This is a genomic window from Cupriavidus numazuensis (genome assembly GCF_905397435.1).
In the GTDB taxonomy this organism is placed as follows: Bacteria; Pseudomonadota; Gammaproteobacteria; order Burkholderiales; family Burkholderiaceae; genus Cupriavidus; species Cupriavidus numazuensis.
The window spans coordinates 50,187-69,372 of sequence record NZ_CAJPVI010000046.1 but is presented as its reverse complement, the minus strand read 5'-3'; the positions used below and the strand labels follow the sequence as shown (position 1 = coordinate 69,372).

At 64.1% G+C, this 19,186-nt stretch carries 18 protein-coding genes; 9 read left to right on the top strand and 9 right to left on the bottom strand.

Annotation, left to right across the window (positions count from 1 at the left end; genetic code table 11):
- Positions 1–43 precede the first annotated feature (43 nt).
- Positions 44–1,558, bottom strand: a complete 1,515-nt coding sequence (locus KHO41_RS29715; RefSeq protein ID WP_211956821.1) for a bifunctional aminoglycoside phosphotransferase/ATP-binding protein — start codon at positions 1,556–1,558, stop codon at positions 44–46.
- A 67-nt stretch (positions 1,559–1,625) separates the two neighbouring features.
- Positions 1,626–2,090, bottom strand: a complete 465-nt coding sequence (locus tag KHO41_RS29710) for a lecithin retinol acyltransferase family protein (protein WP_211956820.1) — start codon at positions 2,088–2,090, stop codon at positions 1,626–1,628.
- A gap of 373 nt (positions 2,091–2,463) precedes the next feature.
- On the opposite strand from KHO41_RS29710, the gene KHO41_RS29705 reads away from it, so the two are divergent.
- Positions 2,464–3,036 carry a hypothetical protein gene (locus KHO41_RS29705; RefSeq protein ID WP_211956819.1) on the top strand — a complete coding sequence of 191 codons (573 nt, stop codon included), beginning with the start codon at positions 2,464–2,466 and terminating at the stop codon, positions 3,034–3,036.
- Between the two features lie 61 nt (positions 3,037–3,097).
- Here the strand turns inward: KHO41_RS29705 and KHO41_RS29700 are convergent, their stop codons facing one another.
- A complete protein-coding gene (locus tag KHO41_RS29700) occupies positions 3,098–3,640 on the bottom strand; it encodes a flavin reductase family protein (protein WP_244874096.1) in 543 nt (180 codons plus the stop codon).
- A gap of 137 nt (positions 3,641–3,777) precedes the next feature.
- A complete protein-coding gene (locus tag KHO41_RS29695) occupies positions 3,778–4,131 on the bottom strand; it encodes a hypothetical protein (protein ID WP_211956818.1) in 354 nt (117 codons plus the stop codon).
- Between the two features lie 425 nt (positions 4,132–4,556).
- Here KHO41_RS29695 and KHO41_RS29690 point away from each other — a divergent pair, with 425 nt between their 5' ends.
- The gene (locus KHO41_RS29690; RefSeq protein WP_211956817.1) at positions 4,557–6,845 is read left to right on the top strand and encodes a heavy metal translocating P-type ATPase; all 2,289 of its coding nucleotides are present in this window, start codon (positions 4,557–4,559) and stop codon (positions 6,843–6,845) included.
- A gap of 217 nt (positions 6,846–7,062) precedes the next feature.
- Here the strand turns inward: KHO41_RS29690 and KHO41_RS29685 are convergent, their stop codons facing one another.
- From KHO41_RS29685 to KHO41_RS29665, 5 genes are read right to left on the bottom strand one after another with little or no spacing between them, the layout of a single operon-like run.
- Positions 7,063–8,076, bottom strand: coding sequence for a proline racemase family protein (locus KHO41_RS29685; protein WP_211956816.1), 1,014 nt, complete (start codon positions 8,074–8,076; stop codon positions 7,063–7,065).
- Between the two features lie 39 nt (positions 8,077–8,115).
- Positions 8,116–8,904: an ABC transporter permease gene (locus tag KHO41_RS29680; protein WP_211956815.1), complete on the bottom strand. Its 789-nt coding sequence runs from the start codon at positions 8,902–8,904 to the stop codon at positions 8,116–8,118.
- Entirely contained in the window at positions 8,901–9,743 is an 843-nt protein-coding gene (locus KHO41_RS29675; RefSeq protein ID WP_211956814.1) for an ABC transporter permease, read from the bottom strand. Before KHO41_RS29675 ends, KHO41_RS29680 begins: the two co-directional genes overlap by 4 nt.
- Positions 9,740–10,792, bottom strand: coding sequence for an ABC transporter ATP-binding protein (locus tag KHO41_RS29670; RefSeq protein ID WP_211956813.1), 1,053 nt, complete (start codon positions 10,790–10,792; stop codon positions 9,740–9,742). Before KHO41_RS29670 ends, KHO41_RS29675 begins: the two co-directional genes overlap by 4 nt.
- Before the next feature lie 15 nt (positions 10,793–10,807).
- Positions 10,808–11,857: an ABC transporter substrate-binding protein gene (locus tag KHO41_RS29665; RefSeq protein ID WP_211956812.1), complete on the bottom strand. Its 1,050-nt coding sequence runs from the start codon at positions 11,855–11,857 to the stop codon at positions 10,808–10,810.
- Between the two features lie 112 nt (positions 11,858–11,969).
- Here KHO41_RS29665 and KHO41_RS29660 point away from each other — a divergent pair, with 112 nt between their 5' ends.
- The 7 genes from KHO41_RS29660 (at position 11,970) to KHO41_RS29630 (ending at position 19,105) form a co-directional block, all read left to right on the top strand.
- Positions 11,970–13,031: a GlxA family transcriptional regulator gene (locus KHO41_RS29660; protein WP_211956811.1), complete on the top strand. Its 1,062-nt coding sequence runs from the start codon at positions 11,970–11,972 to the stop codon at positions 13,029–13,031.
- A gap of 180 nt (positions 13,032–13,211) precedes the next feature.
- Complete coding sequence (locus KHO41_RS29655; protein WP_211956810.1) at positions 13,212–14,312, top strand: ABC transporter substrate-binding protein; 1,101 nt, start codon at positions 13,212–13,214, stop codon at positions 14,310–14,312.
- A gap of 2 nt (positions 14,313–14,314) precedes the next feature.
- A complete protein-coding gene (locus KHO41_RS29650; RefSeq protein WP_211956809.1) occupies positions 14,315–15,160 on the top strand; it encodes an ABC transporter permease in 846 nt (281 codons plus the stop codon).
- Between the two features lie 10 nt (positions 15,161–15,170).
- Positions 15,171–15,959, top strand: coding sequence for an ABC transporter permease (locus tag KHO41_RS29645; RefSeq protein WP_211956808.1), 789 nt, complete (start codon positions 15,171–15,173; stop codon positions 15,957–15,959).
- Between the two features lie 28 nt (positions 15,960–15,987).
- Complete coding sequence (locus KHO41_RS29640; protein ID WP_211956807.1) at positions 15,988–16,788, top strand: ABC transporter ATP-binding protein; 801 nt, start codon at positions 15,988–15,990, stop codon at positions 16,786–16,788.
- A 20-nt stretch (positions 16,789–16,808) separates the two neighbouring features.
- Positions 16,809–17,738 carry a TauD/TfdA dioxygenase family protein gene (locus KHO41_RS29635; protein WP_211956806.1) on the top strand — a complete coding sequence of 310 codons (930 nt, stop codon included), beginning with the start codon at positions 16,809–16,811 and terminating at the stop codon, positions 17,736–17,738.
- A gap of 2 nt (positions 17,739–17,740) precedes the next feature.
- Positions 17,741–19,105, top strand: coding sequence for an LLM class flavin-dependent oxidoreductase (locus KHO41_RS29630; protein WP_211956805.1), 1,365 nt, complete (start codon positions 17,741–17,743; stop codon positions 19,103–19,105).
- Positions 19,106–19,186: the final 81 nt, after the last annotated feature.

Below are 19,186 nucleotides of genomic sequence, written 5' to 3'. Positions count from 1 at the left end.
ACGGCGCATGACGGCCGCAGGCAAGCGGGAAGCCTGTGGCACGTCAGGCGGGCAAGAAAGGCGGGGTGAACTGGCTAGCCGGAACGACACAGGCACGCTGGGCTTCGGTCAGGGGCTCCTGTACGCGCAGTTGCCACTCCAGCGTGGCGCAGTCGGCCTCCGATGCATCGTGTCCTGACCGGGCCCGTGCCAGGATACGCGTTCGCAGCGTTTCCACGGATGCTTCGCACTGGACAATGAAGAACGGCACGCCGAGGCGGCGCGCCAGGGCCATGAATCGATCCCTCTGCCGGCAAGACAGGAACGTGGCGTCGGCAATCATCGCAAATCCTGCACTGCAGCCAATGCGGCAAATGGCCCGCAGGCGTTCATAGGTGCGAGCCGTTTCCCTCGTGTCATATCGACTGTCCCTCGCCCGCGCGCAATGACGCAACCGCTGACGCTCGACGTCCGAGCGCACGCGTACCATCGCCACAGTTTCCGAGATTTCCGCCGCGACGGTCGACTTGCCGCTGCCTGACAAGCCATGCATCACCACCAGCGCGGCCGGGCGGCGGACCAGGACGCGCCATGCCAGGGCCAGCAGTTTGCGGCATTCCACGCGTGTTGCCGACATCGACGCGTCCAACGTGTTGCTCTGCTGGTGCGCCCGTTCAAGCAGGACGCGCGCCCGTACCAGCGCGCGCATGGCGACGTAGAGCGGCAAGAGCTTCAGCCCCGCGTAGTCGCCGGAATGTTGCAGGTAGGCGTTGAGCAGGCGGTATGCGAGATCCTGCCGCCCATGATGGAGCAAGTCCATGAAAGAAAAGGCCATGTCACTGATGGTGTCGATCCAGCGCAGGCCAGGATCGAACTCCAGGCAATCGAATGGCGTCGGCTCGCCGTCCAGCCATACGATATTGCCCAGGTGCAGGTCGCCGTGGCATTCGCGCACATGACCGCTTTTCAAGCGCGACTGTATCGCCTCGCCAAGGGCAGCCGCGCGTGCGCGAACCAGTCTGGAAACCTCGGTCGATAGCCCGGAAGGGTCGTCGAGCCGCTCGATACCGCCCAGGCACTCGTCGAGGGTCGCACGAACGCGGGCAGGCGTGCCATATCCCTCCTCCAGGCGAGCGCAGGGCTGATCAAGATGGAACTGGGCCATACGCACGGCAAGGGCATCGATATGCGATGCCTGCAACCGGTTCGCCGCCAGCATCTCGATAAACAGGTCCTGCTGCGCAAAGCGCCGCATCTTGACGGCGTACTCGACGGGGACGCCCGCGCCTTCCACCTTGACGGCTCCGGTAGTGTTCCCGGCAACGATGGGGACCACATCAAGATAAAGTCCCGGGGCCAGGCGCCGGTTCAGCCGAAGCTCGGTCTGGCAATCATCACTTCGGGCTTGTGCCGTCGAGAAATCCAGGAAATCGAATCGCACCGGTTTCCTGACCTTGTAAGCGAAGTCACCGGCAAGAAACACGCGCGAAATGTGGGTTTCGATGACCCGCACGCCATCGACCGGATGAGGGTAGGCGTCCGGCTTCGCCAATGCCGCCGTCAATGCCGCTTCTTCCAAGGGATTTCCTCGCTGCCGTTACCTGACGATCCTGTCAGTGTAGCGGCTGGCAGTCAGCAGGTGCCAGCTAGGCTGCCGCGCGGGCGGGCGTTCCGAAGAGGATGCCGATGATGGCCTGGACCGCACGCCATGGCCTGGTCATCAGTGCCTGCACTTGTTGGCTGCGGCCCTGACCAGACAGACACCACGTGCAGAAGTGTTCGCAGTTGTTGGTAAGAAGGTGGTAGTCGTTTTCACCGAGCCGTGACCTCGCTCGCCGGACAATCTCCACGCCGACATATTGCGCCGCCGTGCTCGTTTCGACGCTGAGGCCATACCCATTGGCGAAGTCCGACAAGGTAGTCTTTTCGACCGGGCCGCAGCGCAGGAGTCCCTTGAATCCGACATAGTGTATGACCTCGCCATTGCCGGCATAGATGCCGTGGTGAATGTAGCCTTGGCGGCGCGTCACGAGATGCGCGCCAGGGGCAAACGCTTCCGCGAGTGCTGTCAGACTTGCCGCGGATTCGATGTATTGCGCGTCGTGGTTCATCGCACGCCCCTTTCTTATGTTCCTGGTGCGCCCGGCAGGCCACTGGTGTGGGGTCAACGTGACCGAAAACCCGAGCCAGCGACTTTGCCTGCGTGGATGCCTGGAGTATGGGCGGCGCGGCGCTTACCCGATATCAGCCTCGGACGAGAGTGCTGTACGACTGGAGCGGTTCTTCTTGTACGGCTCGAACAACCCCCGGTGTCGGACGACAGCGACCGCTTGTCAGCGAAATCTGACAGTGGTGCGCCGGAACTGCGACATTGCGGATCTGGCTGCACCGTGGCTGGCCTCCGCACGGGCCGGCGGGCCATGACAGGACAGCTGTGGCGTTGATCCACGACAAGAGGCGAGAACCCAGGCGGACTAGGCTGCAATGCATGGCACAGGCCGCCGATCTATCCGCGTCACTGCGCCGGATTATGGGATGACGTCAAGCGAGGAGTGTCCGATGCGGGCTTTCATGGCAATTTGCTTCCTGATCCTGTCCAGCGCAGCGCTGGCCGCTGCCAATGATGCAGCGGCCCCTTCGCAGGCGGGCACGCTGAAACTCAGGCAACTGAACGGCATTTCCTACATCTCGGGCGGGGTCGGCCTCGAGGAAGCGGCCACCATGCGCGGCATGGCCCGGCAGTTCAATGTCCGCATGCACTTTGTCGACAGCAATGACAACAGCGCCTTGTCAGATGTCACGGTCACGCTGTTCAATGCGCGGCGCGAGATCGTGCTGCTTGTGCTGAGCGAGGGGCCCTACTTGTATCTGAACTTGCCGCGCGGCGCCTATCGGGCGGTAATCCGTTACGGCGGCTCCATCGTCAGCCGCAGCATTGCGGTGACAGAGAACAGTGCGGCCGTCGATCTTCTGTTGCGCTTCCCGGCCATGCCGGCCGGCAGCGACAACTTGATAGCCCGACCGGTCCAAGGGCAACCGCCTGCCAAGTTGCGGTGAGCTACTGATCCCGAATGAGACAAGCGCGGGGCTGCCCAATGAAGGCTAAACGAACCGAACGCTAAACGCCTGGGGGAAGCTTGGATGCCATCATCTTTCTTCGGTCAATTCTCCGACCGTCGACGATGAAGGTTCCATCGCCAACCGCGTGCACCATGCGCTTCTCCTTGCGTGCGGTATCGACGTATGCGGCAACGCCCTCCAGCACAACAATGTTGTGCTTCTTGACGATGTCGATGACCTTGCACTCGATGTTCGCAAAGCACTCCCTGATCAGGGGCGGCTTGACCAGCCTGGCCTGAACCGGTGTGAGACCGAACGTTGAAAACTTGTCCGTGTCCGCCCCCGTGCTCGTCCCTATGCCAACAACCTTGTCAAGGAGGTCGACGGTGGGAATGGCAATGACGCACTCCCGGTTCTTTTGCAACGCGGCGAACGAGTAATTCCATGGGCCTGTTGTTATAGCAAACACCGGCGTGAAATCCATCACCATGGTCCAGGAGATGGTCATGACGTTGTCCTTCTTCCCATGATGGGTTGTCACGAGGACCACAGGCCCTGACTCCATCAGAGTAAAGGCCTTACTCAGGTTCAACCGGCGCATGAAAGCTCCTCCGATAGCATCTGAAGGGTTGCGGGATGGCGAGCAGAGAACCAAGGACTTGGATAGGCGCGAGGTTGGGAAGACTTGTTGCCAGTGCTTTCCCAAGTAGTATTCCGTACCCAGCGAGTTTTGCTGTTTCACAACCGCTGATTCGTGGCATGGCTAGACAACGAGTCGCTTGCATTGCGGCCACCGGTCCCCTTCTGCTCATCATTCAGGAACGCATCACAGGCATCCCCGTTCCGGTAACCTTCAATGAACGGCTCGACCATTGCGAAGTGTTCGTACGGAACCCGGCCATGTGCGAAGCCCACAGCAGGATCGACGGGATCCTGTTTCTGTTGGCACCTCTTCAAGAGGGAATGGAGTTGCTCTTCGCTCGGGCTCGACGCATCGTTGCCACGCCTCTCATGCGAATCATGCGAATCAAGTGAAATCGCGGTAGTCAGAACGGAAAGGACAAAAGCCAGTGAGAGTATAGTTGCCAACATCGGCCACCTCCTATTCCTCTTCGCACAGTTGCCTGCTGGGTCGGAGCATCATCAGTCGTCGATGAGCAGGTACGTTTGGATGGCTAGCGCGTTGTCCAAAACGCTTTCCAGATCCCTCTGATCGCCCCACAGACCGCGGTGAAGCAAGCTTGCGGTCTCAGGGCGTCGACATATGGGCTTCCAGGCGCCACTGAATAATCTCAGGCTCTCAACGCTCCGATCCCGTATGAACTCTAGGCCGTGGTCCGACCTTCGATTTGATCCAGCGCAGAGCCGGTAAAGCCGCGGGTGTCGCCTGCTCGCAGCTTTCCTGATTCCCGCTACCCTCGTGTATGTCTTTGTCGGGTTGCATGAGTGCGCTGCCATCTGGCACGATTTCGTCATGAAGGACGGCACCCAACGCCGTCTGTTGCAGGGGGACTGGAATGCGCTTGCCCGCTGGCCGTCTCAACGGTGCGCTGCTTGCGGTTTCCGCCGTGACGCTGGCGGGAGGCCTCGTTGCACGCCAGGTGCAAGGCGAGACGCTGGCCGAGTGGATCTGGATTGCCGGGACATTGCCTAATGCAATTGCGTTGGCGATTTCCAGTGTGGGCGCGGCGATCCGGCGGCAATCCGGCATAGACGCGCTGGCGTTGCTATCGATTGTGGTCGCGCTGCTTTTCGGAGAGTTTCTCGTGGCTGCAGTCGTATCGCTGATGCTGGCGACCGGCCGCGCACTGGAGGACTACGCTCAATCGCGCGCCCGGCGGGAGATGACGGCGCTGCTGAGCCACGCTCCCAGGCGGGCCAACCGGCTGGAGGGAGGGCAATGGCAGCAGGTCGATGTCGCCGAAGTCCGTCCGGGGGACCGATTGATGGTGCGGCACGCGGAGGTCGTGCCCGTCGACGGTGCGCTGACGATGCCCGCGGAACTCGATGAGTCGGCGCTGACTGGCGAGTCTGCCATCCGGAAGTGCGTCGCGGGTGAGTCAATCAAGAGTGGCGCCCTGAATGCCGGGTCCGCGCTGGAAATGATGGCGGGCGCCACGGAGGCGGACAGTACGTTTGCCGGCATCGTCCGCATGGTCGCTGCCGCGCAGGCAGAGCGAAGTCCTTCCGTGCGGCTTGCCGACCGGTATGCCGTGCAATTCACGGGACTCACCCTGCTGCTTGCGGGTGCAAGCTGGCTGTGGAGCGGCGAGCCGATGCGCATTCTTGCCATATTGGTAGTTGCCACGCCGTGTCCGCTCATCCTGGCCGTGCCCGTGGCAATCGTTTCGGGAATGTCGCGCTGCGCAAGGCGCGGCGTGCTCGTAAAAGGCGGAGGTGCACTCGAAGGGCTCGCCAAAGCCGATACGTTGTTCTTCGACAAGACAGGTACGCTCACCGGGGGAGTCGCCAGGCTGATTGGCATCGAATGTACGCACGGGTATTTGGCGGAGACAGTGCTATCACTCGCGGCCTCTCTTGCCCAGGCGTCGAATCATGTCATTTCCGATGCCGTGGCAATGACCGCGCGCGAGCGCGGCCTGGAGTTGCTTACCCCGTCCGAAGTCCGGGAAAGTCCCGGTGCGGGCGTGCAGGGGATCGTCGGAGGGCACGTCGTCAGGCTCGGCTCGCTCGCGTATGCAGCGGAGGGCGGTGATGCGGCGGAGTGGGCGCAGGACGTCATCCGCCGCGTCCGGATCGGAGGAATATCGGCCGTGTTTGTGAGTCTCGACGGTCATCTCGCAGGCGTGATCCAGCTCGCCGACAGCATACGCCTGGAAACGCCGCGCGCTCTTCGCCTGCTCCGCAAGGAGGGCGTCACGCGTCAGGCGATGCTTACGGGAGATCGCGTGGATATCGCGGAGGCGGTCGGCGCGATGCTCGGTGTGAGCGAAATCCATGCAGAGCAGTCTCCCGCCGACAAGCTGGCCACGATACACGCTGCACGCCGCAAGGGTACGGTGATCATGGTCGGGGATGGCGTCAATGACGCTCCGGCGCTGGCCGCGGCAGATATCGGCGTTGCGATGGGGGTACGCGGCGCCGCTGCCTCGTCGGAGGCGGCCGACGTGGTACTGCTTGTGGACCGGCTCGATCGTCTTGTCGATGCCGTGCAAATTGCGCGCCGCACGCGCCGCATCGCGATGCTGAGCGTGGAGATGGGGATGATGCTGTCGTTCGCCGCCATGCTCGCGGCAGGATTGGGCTTCCTGCCTCCTCTGGCGGGCGCAATCCTGCAGGAAGGCATCGATGTCCTTGCAATCGCCAATGCGCTGCGCGCGTTGCGGGCGGACGCCGGGGAGCGGGGGAGCAGCCTTGGCGAGGCGGACGTGGCCCGCCTCAAGGCCGAGCATACGGCGCTGGAGCCCATCATGGACAGGATACGTGCCGTGGCGGACATGCTGCCCCAGATGGAAGGGCACGCTGCACAGGCCGAGCTGAAGGCGTTGAACTGCTCGCTGACCGAGGTCCTGGTGCCGCATGAACGTAGCGACGACATGCGCCTGTATCCAGACGTGGCACGCATGCTTGGCGGGGATGATCCCATGGCAGCCATGAGTGCGATGCATCGCGAGATTTTCAGGGTTGCGACGGTCCTGGGCAGGACAATCGCCCAGTTGCCTTCTGAGGGGCCGGATCCGCATACGGTGCAGGACTTGCAACGTCTGCTCTACGGCCTGGACGCTATCCTGCGATTGCATTGTGCGCAGGAGGATGAGCTATTTCATGTACTTGGGAAGGGCTAGTCGGAACAGCGCAGCGCAGGCCCCAACCCGTGCTGCGGTGCGGCGCTGTTCGATGATCGGCATGACCTGAGCTGTCCAAGCCCGCGGTGATTCAGTAACCAGGGCGGCTCGCTTCCGTGCCAAGGGTGGCGTCGTTGGGCCTAAAGCGGTTCCGCCAACAGAACCAACGAAACATCAGATATTCCCGCCCTGAACGGGCGGGACACCGACAACAGTATCAACGCACCAGGAAGCCTGCGCCGACCGGATCGTTGCGATCAATCAGCCAACGTGCCGTACCCAGGATGCTGGCCGTGCCTTTGACGGTTGGGCGCACCGCACGAGTGCCGTTCAGGCTTACCTCGCCGAGCAGGCAGCCCTCGAACGTGCCGCTGCCGAGCAGGCCCTCGGAAAGGATGGGCTGGTTCATGCCAAGCTTGCCGCGTGCCTCGAACATCGCCATCATCGCGCTGGTGCCAGTGCCCCCGGGCGAACGGTCCAATTGCCCGGCGCTGAACACATGCACGTTCTTGTAGAAGGCACCTTCGATCGTGGGCTGGTGCCAGAAGGTCACGAAGTTGAGGTTGTTGATGTGCGCTTCGGTCGGATGCTGGATCCGCAGCTTTTCCTTGATCTGCTCGCGCACCAGGATGCCCAGGCGCGACAGCTCGGTGCCGTTGTCCGGCGAGATGCGCAGCGCGCAGGGCGACAGGTCGACAATGCCGAAGTAGTTGCCGCCCCAGACCAGGTCTGCCTTGAGGTCGCCGTAGCCCGGCAGGTGCACGGGGATGTCCTGCGCGGCAACGTAGGCCGGCACGTTCTCGAAGCGTGTCCACAGCACCTTGTCGCCGTCCGAGGCAACTTCGGACACCACCAGGCCGGCGGTCGTTTCGAAGCGGATGCGGGTGATGCCGCCCTCGCCGCGGCGCACCAGGCCTAGCGCCACCATGGCCATGCTCACGGCGATGGTGCCATGGCCACACATGTGCGAGTACTCGGTGCCGTCGATGTAGATCAGACCGGCGTCAAACTCGGGGCTGGACGGCGGCGTGAGGAACACGCCGAACATGTCCTTGTGGCCGCGCGGCTCACGCATCAGGGCTTTGCGAAGCCAGTCATAGTTCTCTTCCAGGAAGGCGCGCTTTTCCAGGATGGTTGAACCGGCGGGATAGGGGATGCCGCTGTGGACGATGCAAAGGGGTTCCCCTTCGGTATGGGTATAGATAACGTCGAACGCGTCCTGCTTGCGCATGGCTAAGGCTCCTTGCAGTGAGGTTATGCCGAGTGGGAATTACTTTCGGTTGGACAGCATGTCCAGGCCGATGGTGAGATCCAGGATGGTGATGGCGACAACGGCTACCACGATGGTCGCCCCCGACACTGCGGCGATGGTCGGGTCGATGGTGTATTGCACATAGTTGAAGAGCTTCACCGGAATCGTGTTGAGGTCGGCGGTAGTGTTAAAGATCGACAGCTCGACGTTGATCCAGGAGGAGATGAAAGCGAAGATCGACCCCGTCACGACGCCAGCGCGAATCTGCGGCAGCGTGACCAGGAAGAACGTCGTCCACGCGTTGGCACCGAGGTCCCCGGACGCTTCTTCCAGAGCTTTTTGCTCGGGCGTCATCAGTGCCAACGTGGCGCGTAGCACGAACGGTGCGACGATCACGGTATGTCCAATCAGCAACGCGGTGAAGCTACGTGTCAGGCCGAAGTAGCCGCCGAACTGCAACAACGCTGCGCCGAGCACGATATGAGGCAGCACCAGCGGCGACATCAGCACCGACGTCAGGGCACGCTTGCCCGGAATGTTGTAACGCGAGACGGCGAGTGCGGCGGGTATGGTCAGCACCAGCGCCGCGGCGGTTGCTGCCAGTGCCAATGTCGTGCTGGTGGTGAAGGCGGCAACGTAGTCCGACTCGGCGAGCATCAGGTGATACCAGCGTAGCGTCAGGCCTTCTGGCGGGAAGGCAAGGAAGTCGGAGGCGGTCAGCGAACTGCCCAGGATCACCACCAGCGGGAGCGCCAGATAGGCAAGCACCGTCCACGAAACGATGCGAATGAGCATGGCGGCGATCATCGCGCAATCCCCCGGTGTTCGCCGACGCGGCTGGCCATGGCCACCATCGCCAACGTAAAGACCAGCAGCACGATGCTGAGCGCGCCGCCGTAGTGGACATCGAATACGGTGCTGTACTGCTGGAAGATCAGCATCGACAGCACCGAGATGCGGCCACCTGACAGCAGGGCAGGCGTGACATAGGCGCTAACCGCGAGTGTGAACACCATGATCGCGCCGGCCACCACACCTGGCAGGGTCAGCGGGAAGGTGACATGGCGGAACGTGGCAAGCGGGCTCGCGCCGAGATCGGCCGAGGCCTGCTCGCAGGCCGGGTCGACCCGTGCCAAAGCGTTGCCGACGGCCAGCACCACGAACGGCAGCAGTACGTAGACCATGCCGATCAGGATGCCGGTCTCCGTACCGAGAAAGCGCACCGGCCGCTCTGCAAGTCCGGCGTCGACAAGCGTATGGTTGACGAGCCCGTTGCGCCCCAGGAGCACCATCCAGCCGAACGAACGTACGATGTTGCTGGTAAACATCGGTACGACCAGCAGGATTACGCAGACGCGCCGCCACGCGGACCAGCGCACTATGCGCACCAGGTACCAGGCGAGCGGGTAGCCCAGCAGCAGGCAGATCAGTGTGGTCAGGCAAGCGATTCGAAAGGTCACCAGGATGACGTCCCAGTGGTAGCGGTCCGCCAGTACGCGCACATAGCTGGACAGCGTCAACGCAGGCGGCTGGTTGCCGGTGACGCTGGCAATCAGCACCACCGCCAGCGGGGCGAGAAAGAACGCCGCAAAAAAGGCCAGCGGCGGCGCCAACATCAGCGCCGACGGGATTGGCAGCCGTTTCATGCTGCATCTCCAATGAGGTGCAGGTTGGCGGGGTCGAACGCGAGCCGGATCGGCTTGCCACGTTCCAGCGTTGCATCGGGCAGCCCCATGGTGCGCACCACCAGCGTCTGTCCGCCGACGTTGGCGTGCAGCATGGTATGGCTGCCCACGCTAATGACATCGACCAGCGTGCCATCCAGCCCCCCCGGCGCATCGGCGCGGGCCACACTCAGGTGTTCCGGGCGTAGCACCGCCAGCCCGCGTGCAGTGCCATTGACGGAGGTTACCGGCAGCTGCTCTCCCTGCATCGACAGGCGGATATACCCTGAGCCCGCGGATTCCCATGGCAGCAGGTTGGCGTCACCAATGAACTCGGCCACGAAGCGGGAGGAGGGGGCGCGGTAGATCTCGGTGCCCGCACCGCATTGCTCGATGCGGCCGGCATTCATCACCACGATGCGGTCTGCCATCGCCATCGCCTCTTCCTGGTCATGCGTGACAAATACAAAGGCGATGCCGAGTTGTTGCTGCAGGTGCTTCAATTCAATCTGCATGCGCTTGCGCAACTTCATGTCCAGGGCGGACAGCGGCTCGTCGAGCAACAGCAGGCGCGGCCGGTTGACGATGGCGCGTGCCAGTGCGACCCGCTGCTGCTGACCGCCCGACATCTCGCGCGGATAGCGCTCGCCCAACGCGGCCAGGCCGACCATGTCAAGCGCTTCCAGTGCGCGGCGCTTGGCCTCATCCCGACTGGCACCCTGGCGCCGCGGCCCGTAGGCGACGTTCTCAAGCACGGTCATATGCGGGAACAGGGCATAGTTCTGGAACACCGTGTTGAGCGGCCGCTTATTGGGTGGCAGCGCAGTGACATCCTGGCCATCGATGGCGATGCGGCCGCTGTCCGGCTGCAGGAACCCGGCGATCGCGCGCAGCAGCGTGGTCTTGCCGCAGCCGCTCGGCCCGAGCAGCGCGATAAATTCAGCCTGGCCGATCTCCAGCGAAACCCGGTCCAAGGCCTGGTATGCGCCGAATGCCTTGCACAGCGCGTCGACGGTCAAGAGGGCAGTCATTTCGGTCTCCTGCATTTAGCGCTTGCGCGCAACCTGCCGGTTCCATGCATCGGTGATTTCGGTGCGTCGGGCGTTGATCGTGCTCCAGTCGAACAGGGTCAGGCTGTCCACTGAGCCGTTGGCGCCCCACGGCAGCTTGCGCGCCACGTCCTTGGGAACCTGCACGCCTTGCACGGCCGGGCCCAGGTACAGGCGGGTGGCGAGGCAGGTGGCGGCCTCAGGCGTCAGTGCGGTATTGATGAATTTCTCCGCGGCCGCCTTGTTGCGCGCGCCCTTGACCAGATGCAGGCGGGCATCAGTGGCCCATGCGCCTTCCTTTGGCACCACGAAGCCGATCGGCGCACCCTTGTCGATCAGGTCCCACGCGCCCACATTGAAGTGCGCGCCGATTACCGCCTCGCCGCTCTGATAGGCATTGGTGGCCGCGCCCGAGCTGTCGAAGAAGAGCGCCGTGTCGAGCGCCGCGAGTTTCTGGAAAACCGGCGCGAGATTGGCCGGGTCGGCACCCCATACGCGTGCCATGAACATGACGAAGGGTACGCCCGAGGAATTGGCGGGCGAAGGTACCGTCACCGCCCCGGCATACTCGCGTTTCCACAGGTCCTTCCAGCTGGTCGGCGGCTGCTTGACCTCACGCGTGTTGTACGTCAGGCCCAGCGAGTAGTAGCCCGTGCCCACCGCGTAGTTGGTTGCTCCCTGACGATAGAGCGCCTTGCTGATGACATTCTTCAGATTCGGAATGGCCGCGCCGTCGAGGTTGTCGACCACTCCGGCTTGCAGCGCCAGCTCGCTGATGCCGCCATCCATCCAGGCCACGTCAATGGTCGGTGCGGCCTTCTGCTGCTGCAGCTTTGCCAGCGTGGTCGTGGAGGTGCCGATCTCAGGCGTCACGGCGATACCGGTAGCCTTGGTGAAGGGCTCCGCCACGCAGCTGCGAAAGGCGTCGCCCCAGTTGCCGCCGTACATGGCAACGGTCAGCTTGCCGCTCTGCGAGTATGCAGGGGTGGCGAAAGTGGCGGCCAACAGTGCGGCGCCGACGAGGGTGGTGCGTGTCTCCAGTCCCATTTGCTGCTCCCCTTGAGGTGGAATTCTGTGGTCTCAGGCTGTGGAGGCATTGTGGGCGCAACGGGCGCTCCGCCTCTTGCAAGTCGTCGACAAAAACTTGAATAATTGCGTCATGCTGAGAGCCTCTTCGGATTCACCAAAAACCGGCGCGGGTAAACCCGAGCTGAGCGTTGGTTTCGTGCTGCTGAACCAGTTCACCCTGGCCGCCTTTGCCGGTCTGGTTGATGTGCTGCGCCTGTCCGCCGACCATGGCGGGCGCAGCCGGCAGATCCACACGGCGTGGCGGGTGATGAGCATGGACGGACTGCCGCGTACGTCGAGCGCGGGCTTTGCGATCGAGGTCGCGGGCGCATTGCCCGATGACCCGACCGGCTTTGACTACATCGCGGTATGCGGCGGCAACGATTACCCCAACACTTACATGCCGCCGGCGCTGCGCGACTGGTTGCAGCGGACCGCAGCCAGCGGCGTGCGCATGCTTGGCATCTGCACCGGCACTTTTGCACTGGCGCAGGCCGACGTCATTGGCTCGCGCACCGTCTGCGTACACTGGAACGTGCTCGACGCTTTCCGCGCGCGCTTTCCGCAGGTGCGCGCGGTGGTGGACCACCTGTTCGTCGACGAGGGCGACCTGATTACCTGCGCGGGTTCCACTGCCGCCATCGACCTCGGCCTGTACCTGGTGGCGCGGCATTGCGGGCGCGAAAAGGCGCAGCAGGCGGTGCGCCATATGATGCTGCAGGGGATGCGGCCGGCCAAGCTGCCGCAGGCGCATTTCTATGCCGACCTGACCCACATCCAGGATGCGCGCGTGCGCCAGGCCGCGCACTTCATCGAGCAGCGCATCGACAACCCCCCGTCGCTCGACGCCATCGCGCGCTATGTGGGTCTGGGGCGCCGCCAGCTCGAACGCGCTTTCCACGAAGCGCTGGCCATGTCGCCAATGAGCTTTCAGCGTGGGCTGCGGCTTGAGTACGGCAGCTGGCTACTGCAGAACGGCCACAGCAACATCACGCAGATCGCGTTGGATTGCGGGTTCTCCGACGGCGCGCATTTCTCGCGCGATTTCCGCGCGCGTTTCGGCCTGACGCCGCGCGAATTCAAACGACGCGGCGGCGCGGAGGAAGGGACGACGTCGCCGAGTGCAGTGGTGTCGGAGCGGGTGGGGCGATAGCTGGGGGCATCGACTTTCCGCGCCAAAAATAGCGCGCGTGAATCGCCCCCAGGTTTCCGGGCGCGTGGGGGTGTGTCCATATGCGGTGGCACCGCATATCGAACGCATGATTCCTTCGTTTGATTGGCGTGCCGGCGCCCGTATCGTTGGTTCCCAATCTTCAAGACGATACGCGCCCCGATGAAATCGCCCAGCTATCCCGCTCGCCGCACAGCCCTGGCCCGCATTGCCGCTGGTAGTCTCGGCGCCGCCGCGCTGTTCTCCACGTTCCGTGCCTCTGCAGCCGCTCGTCCGGACGTGATCCGTATCGGCGTGGCCCAGCCGGCAACCGGCACGCCACCGACATTCGCGGGCAGTTCGCTTTCGATTGCCCACGCGAAGGGTTGGTTCGAGGAAGCGTTCAAGTCCTCAGGGACCCGCGTGGAGTGGTACTTCTTCAAGGGCGCCGGCCCGGCGGTCAATGAAGCGCTGGCCAACCTCCAGCTCGACTTCGCGCTGCAGGGCGACCTGCCGTCCGTCGTCGCGCGAGCGGCAGGACTGAAAACGCGCCTGGTGCTTGCCACCGGCGTGCGCTCGAACATCTATATCGGTGTGCCGCCCGACTCGCCGCTGAAGACGGTGGCCGACCTGCGCGGTAAGCGCGTATCGCTGTTCAAGGGCACCAACATGCATCTGCCGGCGCTCCGACTGCTCGAAGCGAACGGCCTATCCGACAAGGACCTGCGCCTGCTCAACCTCGATACCGCCGGGTATCTGGCTGCCCTGAGCACACGCGACATCGACGCGGCCATCGGCGCGATGGATATCCTGCGTCTGCGCGACAAGGGCGCCGTGCGCGTGCTCTATTCGAGCAAGAATCAGTCGCCGATCTATACGCGCCAGAGCCACGTCCTTGTCACGGAAGAGTTCGCCGGCCGCTACCCGGAAGCAACGCAGCAGTTCGTAAAGACTGCCGTGGAAGCGGCGCGCTGGGCGTCCGACGAAAGCCACCGCGAGGAGGTGTTGCGCACCTGGGCGCGCGCGGGCACGCCGTACGAGCACTGGAAGGAGGACTACGATGGCGAGCCGCTGCGTGTACGGATCAATCCGAACTTCGACCCATTCCTGATTGCGCGCTACAAGGACGCAGCCGAGCAGGCCTATCGGTTCCGTCTGAGCCGGTCGCGCTTTGACGTTGACCAGTGGATTGACCCGCGTTACCTGAACGCGGCGCTGAACGACCTGAGCCTGAAAAGCTACTGGCCCGTCTATCAGCCGAACGGCAAGATCCTGGGAGCATAGTCATGGCCGCCAATCCTGCCGTGTCGACCGCGCCCGGGGCGCTTGACGTCACTCACTCCGCTTCGAAAGCAGCTCTCCGCCGTCTGCTCGGGCTGCTTGCCGATCCATTGCTCGCCTGGATCGTTCCGGCCGTGCTGCTTGCTGTCTGGTTTGTGGCGGCGCGCCTTGAATGGATTCCACAGCAAGTCCTCCCGGCACCGGAAGCGGTGGCCGGGATGCTCGCCGAGCTGTACCGCAGCGGCGAGTTGTGGGCCAACCTGCAAATCAGTGCCATGCGTGTGGCCGCCGGGTTCGCGCTCGGACTGGCGGGAGGACTTGCGCTGGGCGCTGCGATGGGACTCTCGCCTCGCGTGCGCGACTACGTATATCCGACCTTCAAGGCATTCAGCCAGGTACCGGTGCTGGGCTGGCTGCCGCTGCTGATGCTGCTGGTCGGCATCGACGAGGCGCTCAAGATCATCCTGATCGCAAAAGCCGCGCTGGTGCCGATTGCGCTGAACACGTACAAGGGCATCCATAACGTGCCGGCGCGCTACCTGGAAGTGGCTCGGGTGATGAAGCTCACGGCCTGGCAGACGCTGGCGCGCGTGGTGTTCCCTGCCGCCGCTGCGCCGGTGTGGAACGGTATCCGCTACGGTCTCACTCACGCGTGGCTCGCGCTGGTGGTAGTGGAGTTGCTCGCGTCGTCCGAGGGGCTCGGCTACCTGATCGTCTACGGCCGGCAGCTCTTTCAGCTCGACCTGGTCATCGCGGCGGTGATCGTGGTCGGCGCGGTCGGCTTCTTGCTCGACAAGGGCCTGGCGCTGGCCGAGCGCGCGGTGCTGCGCTGGCGAAAGCCAGGCTTCTGAGGGCAGCGTCATGGCGAACATTCATGGTTTTCGCATTCCGCGCGTACTGCGCGGCTGGGTACTTCCGCTCGCGCTGCTGGCGCTGTGGTGGGCGGCCGTCGCGTTCGGCTGGTCGACCTCGCCGCTGCTGGTGCCCGTGTCAAAGGTCTGGGACACAGCCGTCGACCAAGCTCTCACAGGAAAGCTGGCGGTCGCGCTGAAGGCAAGCCTGTGGCGCGATCTTGCCGGCTTCGCGATCGGCGCCTCGGCAGGGCTCGCGTTCGGTGCGATGCTCGGGCTGTCGCGCCTGGCCGAAAAGCTGTTCGGGCCGACCTTCCACACCGTCAAGCAGATCTCGCTGTTCGCGTGGATTCCCTTGATTTCGGTCTGGTTCGGCCTCGGCGATGCAGCCAAGGTCGTGTTCCTGTCGCTCGCGGCATTCTTCCCGGTCGTCCTCAACACCTTCGAGGGCATCCGCGCTGTACCGGCCGACCTGCTCGACGTGGCGCGCGTGCTGCGCTTCACACGCTGGCAGACGCTGTGGCGCGTGGTGCTGCCATCGGCCTCGCCATCGATCTTCGCGGGCATCCATCTTGGACTGATCTATGCCTGGCTCGCGACGCTGGGCGCTGAGTATCTTCTCGTGGCCGGCAAGGGCATCGGCAACACCATGACCGATGGCCGCGAGAACTTCTGGATGGACCTGGTCATCTTTGGCGTGATCGTGGTCGGCCTGGTCGGCTACACGCTGAACTGGATCGCAAGCCGCATTGAGGCGCGGCTGCTGCGGTGGCGGGGCACGTCGGTCGCCATATCCTGAATTTCCGCAATACTTAACGGGAGCTGCCATGCCGCACGCCGGCACGTTGCACATCAACCATCTTCACAAGCAGTACGAGGTCAAGGGCAGGGCGCTGCCCGTGCTCGAGGATATCTCGCTAACCATCGCGCCGGGCGAGTTCGTCAGCATCGTCGGCGCCAGTGGCTGCGGCAAGTCCACGCTGCTGCGCCTGATCGCGGGGCTGGAAGACGACTATCGTGGCGAGATCCATGTGGACGGACAGCGCATCGTCGGCACGAGCCTGCAGCGCGGCATCGTGTTCCAGGAGCACCGGCTGTTCCCGTGGCTGACTGTCGCGCAGAACGTGTCGCTCGCGCTGCTTAACCGAAACCTGAGTCACACCGACAAGCGCCGCACCGTTCAGTCGCATATCGAACTGGTCGGCCTCACGGGATTCGAGAACGCGTTTCCGCACCAGCTTTCCGGCGGCATGTCGCAACGCGTTGCCATCGCCCGTGCACTGGTCACGCGGCCCGACATCCTGCTGCTCGACGAGCCGTTCGGTGCCCTCGATGCCATGACGCGCGCCCACCTTCAACAGGAGTTGCGCCGCATCTGGCAGGCAGAAGGCATCACGATGATCCTGGTCACGCACGATGTCGAAGAGGCGGTATTTCTTGGCGACCGCGTGGTCGTGATGGAGCCGCGCCCGGGCCGGATCCGCCGCTTCCTGCCGGTCGACCTGCCACATCCGCGCGATCGCGCCTCGACGGCGTTCGCTCGTGTTCGCGATGGCGTGCTGCGAGAGTTCGCCGAACAGCGCGACTCCGTTCACATCGCCGATTCCCGCGAAGTCCTTTCGCACTGATCTCTCCCGGAGTTTCCACGATGACGCAATCCTTTGAACAGCAGGCGCTCGACATTCATCCCGTCGCCGGTCGCATCGGCGCCGAAATCCGCGGCATACGGCTCGGTGCAGACGTGTCGCCGGGCACGTTTGACGCAATCCGCGCCGCGTTGCTGCGCCACAAGGTACTTTTCTTCCGCCAGCAGAACCATCTCGACGACACCGCCCAGGAAGCGTTCGGCAAGCGCTTCGGTACGCCGGTCGCGCATCCGACCGTACCCGCGCGCGACGGCACTGAATACCTGCTCGAGCTCGACTCGCAGCACGGCGGGCGCGCCAATTCGTGGCACACCGACGTGACGTTCGACCTCGCATATCCGCAAGTCTCGGTGCTGCGCGCAGTGAAGGTGCCGGCCGCCGGCGGAGATACGGTGTGGGCCAACACGGCCGCCGCCTATCAGGACCTGCCGGAGCCACTGCGCGGCCTTGCTGACAAGCTGTGGGCACTCCATACCAACGATTACGACTACGCCGCGTCGCGCCCGCTCCCGGACAACGAGGGTGCGCGGCGCTACCGCGAGGTCTTCACATCCACGATCTACGAGACCGAGCACCCGGTGGTTCGCGTGCATCCCGAGACCGGGGAGCGCACGTTAGTGCTCGGGCATTTCGTCAAGAAGCTGTTGGGCTACTCGTCGGTCGACTCCGCGCATCTGGTTTCACTGCTTCAGGGGCATGCGCATCGCCTGGAAAACACGGTGCGCTGGCGCTGGGAGGCGGGAGATGTCGCCATTTGGGATAACCGGGCCACGCAGCACTATGCGATCAACGACTATGGCGACGCCCACCGCGTGGTGCGCCGCGTGACGATCGCCGGGGACGTGCCGGTCAGCGTCGACGGGCAACCAAGCCGTGCGATCAAGCCGGAGCCGGCCGTGCGGGATGCCGCCAACGAGCGCAAGGTGGCCTGAGCATGACAGATGCTTACCGTCAATCGCCACGCCAGCTCCACCTGGGAGCCTTCGTCATGGCTACCGGGCACCACGTGGCCGGCTGGCGCCACCCCGATGCGCACGCCGACGCCGGCCGCAGCCTGTCCCACTATGCTGCGCTGGCCCGGCGTGCCGAGGCGGCCGGCTTCGACGCGCTGTTCCTGGCCGATGGCGTGGCGATCCGCGGCATGGATGACGCGACGCTGCCGCATACCGCCCGCGCTGCCACGTTCGAGCCGCTGACACTGCTGTCCGCGCTGGCCGCCGTCACGCAGCGTATCGGGCTTGTGGCGACGGCGTCGACCACCTACAACGAGCCATACCACGTAGCCCGAAAGTTCGCATCGCTCGACCACCTGAGCGGCGGCCGGGCCGGGTGGAACGTTGTGACGTCATGGTCCGATGCCGAGGCCCGCAATTTCAGCCTGGACCGGCATCCCGAGCACGCCGACCGCTACGCGCGTGCAGAGGAATTCGTCGACGTGGTGACCGGGCTGTGGGATAGCTGGGAGGACGACGCCTTCCTTTACGACAAGGCGAACGGCGTGCATTTCGACGCGTCGAAACTGCATCGGCTCGACCATCACGGCAGGCATTTTCAGGTGCGCGGCCCGCTCAATATCGCACGCCCGCCCCAAGGTCATCCGGTGATCGTGCAGGCTGGATCGTCCGAAGCCGGACAGGAACTGGCCGCGCGCACGGCCGAGGTTATCTTTACCGCGCAGCAGTCGCTGGAAGGGGCGCAGGCGTTCTACCGTGGGCTCAAGGGGCGGCTGGCGCGGTTCGGGCGCACACCGGACCAACTCAAGATCCTGCCGGGCGTTTTTCCTGTGGTGGGCCGAAGCGCGGCAGAAGCGGAGGAGAAGTTCGAGGCGCTGCAGGACCTGATCCTGCCGTCAGTCGGGCTCGCGCTGCTGTCGCAGCATCTCGGCGGTATCGACCTGAGTGGCTATCCACTCGACGGTCCGTTGCCGGATAACCTGCAGGAGCCGAACGGTGCAAAGAGCCGCTTCCAGCTTGTAACCGGCCTGGCGCGCGAGGAGGGGCTGACGATCCGGCAGCTGTGCCGGCGCGTAGCTACGGCGCGTGGGCACTGGTCGATCCACGGGACACCCGCGCAGATCGTCGATCAGTTGCAGGCGTGGTTCGAAGCGGAGGCGGCCGACGGGTTCAACGTCATGCCGCCCTGGCTGCCCGGCGGCCTCGACGACTTCATCGAACTCGTGCTGCCCGAACTGAGGCGGCGGGGCCTGTTCCGTGAGCAGTACACCGGGACGACGCTGCGCGAGCACCTGGGGCTGGTCCGACCCGGCCATCTGCGGCGCGAACGGGCAAGAAGCGCATGACCAAGCAGGGCGCGAGCGGCAGGATTGGCCACTCGCGCCACCTGCCCCATGACCGCGCCTCTCGGGGTTCCTGACCACGTT